The sequence below is a fragment of the Staphylococcus agnetis genome (assembly GCF_002901865.1).
Lineage (GTDB): Bacteria > Bacillota > Bacilli > Staphylococcales > Staphylococcaceae > Staphylococcus > Staphylococcus agnetis.
Genome location: NZ_PPQF01000095.1, coordinates 1 through 4915, shown reverse-complemented (window position 1 = coordinate 4915; position 4915 = coordinate 1). Strand labels below are relative to the sequence as shown.

3 protein-coding genes are annotated in these 4915 nt (G+C 35.2%); 2 read left to right on the top strand and 1 reads right to left on the bottom strand.

Annotated features, from left to right (window positions below; translation table 11 throughout):
- Positions 1–547 precede the first annotated feature (547 nt).
- Entirely contained in the window at positions 548–2350 is a 1803-nt protein-coding gene (locus CD172_RS11745) for an acyltransferase family protein (protein ID WP_103346451.1), read from the top strand.
- Between the two features lie 149 nt (positions 2351–2499).
- Positions 2500–3210 carry a hypothetical protein gene (locus tag CD172_RS11740; protein WP_103346450.1) on the top strand — a complete coding sequence of 237 codons (711 nt, stop codon included), beginning with the start codon at positions 2500–2502 and terminating at the stop codon, positions 3208–3210.
- 77 nt (positions 3211–3287) lie between these two features.
- On the opposite strand, the gene uhpT is transcribed toward CD172_RS11740, so the two are convergent.
- On the bottom strand, positions 3288–4667 hold the full coding sequence (gene uhpT / locus CD172_RS11735; protein ID WP_103346449.1) for a hexose-6-phosphate:phosphate antiporter: 1380 nt from the start codon (positions 4665–4667) through the stop codon (positions 3288–3290).
- Positions 4668–4915: the final 248 nt, after the last annotated feature.

The following is a 4915-nucleotide window of genomic DNA, read 5'->3' as shown; positions in this document are numbered from 1 at the left end:
CATATGTATTACCCTTTTTAAATATGCTATGTTACCTATTGTTATTAGAACTATGAGTAAAAATAAAAATATTAAAAACATAGTGTATACCACCATAGCCCTTCCTCCTTATGTATTTGTTATATACTTTTTTAATTTTATATCATTATCATTTTACGCAATCAAGATCACTAAATCCCCACTTTTCATTAATATGCATGTATAATAATGAAATTAATATCTATTTCTCTATATCATCCTTGATATGACTGTGTTAAACGGCATCACAACGCCAATACTAAACTTGCATATTTATTGGAAAAATGTCATCTTCATTTAAAGTTATGTTACATTTTGATTTCAGCACCTTTACATTTGTATAAATACTAAAAGTCATATATATTATTCATATGTTGCTATTATTAAGATATAATAATTTAGTAACTTAGAGGACGTATGTGCTTTTGGAAATGACGTACGACGGTTACCTCAACGCATCGACATACATAGTTTCATTAACGCTTTACGCGTCGATGCCTAATTTTTAATAAATTTAAGGATGTTATGAATGACCCAAACAGAATTAAAAAGAACGAAACCTGTTCATACGCAAAAATATCTCCCTGGTCTCGACGGTTTTAGAGCGATTGCCGTCATCGCAATTATAATCTTTCACTTGAATCCTCTATGGTTGCCAGGTGGATTTTTAGGTGTAGATACCTTCTTTGTCATTTCCGGTTTTTTAATTACATCTTTGTTAGTCGCTGAATACGACAAAACTGGAAAGATTGACTTGCCAGCATTCTGGTTACGCCGTGTGAAACGGTTGATCCCTGCAGTTATGTTTATGCTTGCAGTTGTGTTAACGTATGCCATTATTTTTGAACCAGATATTATACTTGCATTAAAGAAAGATGCGATTGCTGCTGTCTTTTATGTCTCAAACTGGTGGTATATCATACAGGATGTTGATTATTTTAATCAATTTTCGATCGCACCGTTAAAACATTTATGGTCATTAGCAATTGAAGAGCAATTTTATCTCTTCTTTCCTTTTATTCTATATATGATCTTTAAGCTACGAAAAAGACAATATACGTTTATCATATTTTTTGTCATCTCGTTAATCTCATTAGGATTGATGATGTATTTATCTACGGTGACAAGTAGTACAGCACGTGTGTACTTCGGTACAGATACACGTCTTCAAACGTTGTTGCTTGGGGCGATGTTAGCGTTAGTATGGCCACCATTTCGTTTGAAGAAACAAGTAGCGTTGAAACTCCGCACATCTGTTGATTTTGTCGGATTCATCAGTTTTGCGTTGCTGATCTATATCATTTTTAATGTTAGTGAGCATGACAAATGGATTTATCAAGGTGGCTTTTATTTAATCTCATTCGTGACGTTATTTACGATTGCGAGTGTGGTTCACCCATCTGGATGGTTTGCGAAACTGATTGGCAATCCATTATTTGTCGCGATTGGTAAACGTTCTTATAGTTTATATTTATGGCATTATCCGGTGATTGTATTACTACATCGCCATTTTGTGGCAGGACAAATTCCATATTACGTCTATATTATTGATGTCGTATTAATGGTGGCGCTTGCTGAGTTGTCATATCGCTTTATTGAAAATCCAATTCGTAAAAAAGGCTTTCGCGCATTTTCATTCAAACCACATCAAGCGTCTCGCTTTTTAAGATTGGCGCTGTTACTATTGTTAGCTGTTCCATCTATATTATTGATGAGTGGTCAATTTGATCAACTTGGAAAAGCTAATAGTACGCAAAAAGAAACATCATTTACGAATAAGACGCACAAACCGAAAACGAATCCTGCTGATACGAATGAACAAAAGAAAGTTGATCCGAAACAGTTAGCGCCGTTACTTATTGGTGACTCTGTGATGGTAGATATTGGTAATGTCTTCCAAAAACAAGTCCCAAATGCGACGATTGATGGTAAAGTCGGTCGTCAATTGAATGAAGCCAATGCCCTCATCTCTTCGCAATATCAAAGTTTTGCGAAACCTAATAAAGATGTCGTGATGCAACTGGGTACGAACGGTGCTTTTACTGAAGATCAAGTCAATGAAATTATTGATAATCTCGGAAAAGCACAAATTTATTTTGTGAATACACGTGTGCCACGTGACTATGAAAAAAATGTCAATGATACCTTGAAGACAGCTGCTGACAAACATAAAAACGTCCACCTCATCGATTGGCATAAAGCATCCGGTGGTCATCCTGAATATTTCGCATATGATGGTATTCATTTAGAATACGCTGGGCAAAAAGCATTAAGTCAGTTAATCGTTGATGGATTAAAACAACAGCACGCCAAACAAAATAAATCATCTTAACCTATTAAACAGGTGCCAGACTGTATACAGTACTGGCGCCTTTTTTGTCACTTTTAGTGATATGTGGTAGGATAAAATAAACTCAATACATTTTTTATATGATTCATTATAAAAATAGTCATTCATGGCACCTTATTGGAGGGATTCGTGTGAGAAGACAAGAGCGTAATCGAGATTATCCGAGAATTGAAAAGATTTTAGATGATGGTACTATCATTGCTTATGACAAGTTTAACCAATTGAATACGGATTTAAATATCAACACCTTAACGGATCAACAACAACATGAAGTCTTTGGTGGTATTTTAATTCGCCCACAGCGCAATTCAAATGCATATAATGAAAGAGATTACCGTCGTGAACAACTTCAACAAGAAGAAATCGAATCGTCAAAACGGAAAAACAAATGGCTGATTTTATTACTATTCATCGTCGCTATTGCCTTAGTCGCTTTAATCGTTAAATCATGTACGGGCACGAATGATAAACAAGCGGCAAATGATCCCAACACATCTGACCCAACGAATCAAAACGATGCGCAATTGGTTCAACAAAAAAATGAACAACTCCAACAACAAGTGGAAGATGCGAAAAAAAGTATTGAAAATAACCAATCTGACACGCAAAGTAAAATTGATGCATTGAAACAAGAAATTGCATCATTGAAAAATAACACGGATACACAACAAGCAAATAAAGTGGCTGATGAATACAATAAAACTGCTGATAATTTACAAAACGCAGAAAATGAACGCCAAAATGGCAATAATGATGAAATGCAGCGTGAATTAGATAAAGTGAATTCTAAATTACAAGAAATTAAAGATAAAATAACCGAATTCTTTAAAAAGGATAAATAAAAATATGCATCTGGTGTAATCTAAAACATCGCCTCCATAATAGCTATGGAAGGCGATGTTTTTTTGTTCATTTAATTTTAAATATGCAATGCACGTATTTTCTTTTCTTCATAGAATGCGACAATACCTAATAAGATAATGCCTACGAATAATGCAAAATAGAATACTATGAAGACGTCTGTCCAACCCGTGAGTGTATAGCCCAACACATGAAGCCCATCTGATTTAGGGTCTGCAATTTTCGCTAAACCGACTTTAGCCATTGAATCACCAAATAAATACGCAAATGAACCGGTCATACCATTGGCTACACTGATGGCACGTTTAGGCACGAATCCTGTTAATGACACCCCTATAAGTAATTGAGGTCCAAAAATGAGCGCACCTAAAGCGAATAATGAAATGTTAACCATAAGTACACTCGTAGCATTCGTATAGAACAACACGACAAATGTGATAAGGAACATACATCCAATCGCAACAATGGCACGGCGCCCTTTTAGTATATCTGAGACATATCCCCATAATAAACTTGCGACAAGTGCGCCAATTTCAAAATAAAAAATTGTGTTAATCGCATCTGATTTATTAAAACCTAAATGTTCACTTACATACAGCGGGGCCCAATTATCGATACCGATTCTAACAATATACACAAATACATTTGAAATACATAATATCCAAATGACCGGATTTTTTAAAATGTATCTCTTGAATATTTCCCATTTTGTCATGCCATGGGAGTCGATATTTTCTTGATCCACAGGCTCTTCCCATATCTCTTCAGCACGGTTCCACCCGAGTTCTTCAGGATCGTCTTTACCAATAAATAAACCTACTACACCAATCAAGATAGCTATGACCGCTGGGAAGATAAACATCCCTACCACGCTACCGTTGAAAAAGACGTTCGCCCCCCATAATGCGAGACCACCCGCAATCGCACCACCGATATTATGTGACGCATTCCAAAATCCTAAATAACGGCCTCGCTTCGTTCGAGGTGCCCATCTAGAAATAGTAGAGTAACTTGCAGGACCTCCAACCGATTGGAAGACCCCATTTAGACCCCAAAGAACAATAAAAATACCTAAGACATTTCCGAAGAAACTTAATAATAATCCCATTAATAATACAGAAATTGACGATAAAATCAGTAACACAGAAATGATTTTTTTCGTGTTCTTACCATCAATAAAATAACCTAAAAGAGATTTTCCTAATCCATATGTAATACTAAATGCGAGTCCGATATAACCCAATTCCGTCGTCGTGAGCCCAATTTCATCTTTCAATAATGGGCCTGCTGCTTTAAAATTATTTCGAATTAAATACATCGCCATATATGTAAAGAAGACGACAAGAAAAGCTTGTAAGAAGTTCCTTAACCATAGTTTTCGTTGAACTGATAAAGGAATCCCTTTGTTTGAAAGTTTTTGAATCTCAAAAAATTGCATGTCCTCACCTCAAGTATAAAATCAACGTAACAATGCATTGTGGGCGAGCGCTTTAGTGTAAAGAAAGAAGGCTTCTCATCGCTGTCGGAATCAAATGATAAATCCAGAGACATTTAAAAGGCTATTTAAAGATATAATTTTTTACATGATACGCGAAATTTGAAGTTTCTTATTCTTTATTTATTAAAGCGTTCATTGTTGTGATTGTCATTATTATATAATGTTATTACGCTTTATTAGTATTATAC

What these genes read in the sequence shown, in the direction of transcription:
- CD172_RS11745 (WP_103346451.1), top strand. Translation starts at nt 548, where the DNA reads ATGACCCAAACAGAATTAAAAAGAACGAAACCTGTTCATACGCAAAAA.
- uhpT (WP_103346449.1), bottom strand. Translation starts at nt 4,667, where the DNA reads ATGCAATTTTTTGAGATTCAAAAACTTTCAAACAAAGGGATTCCTTTA.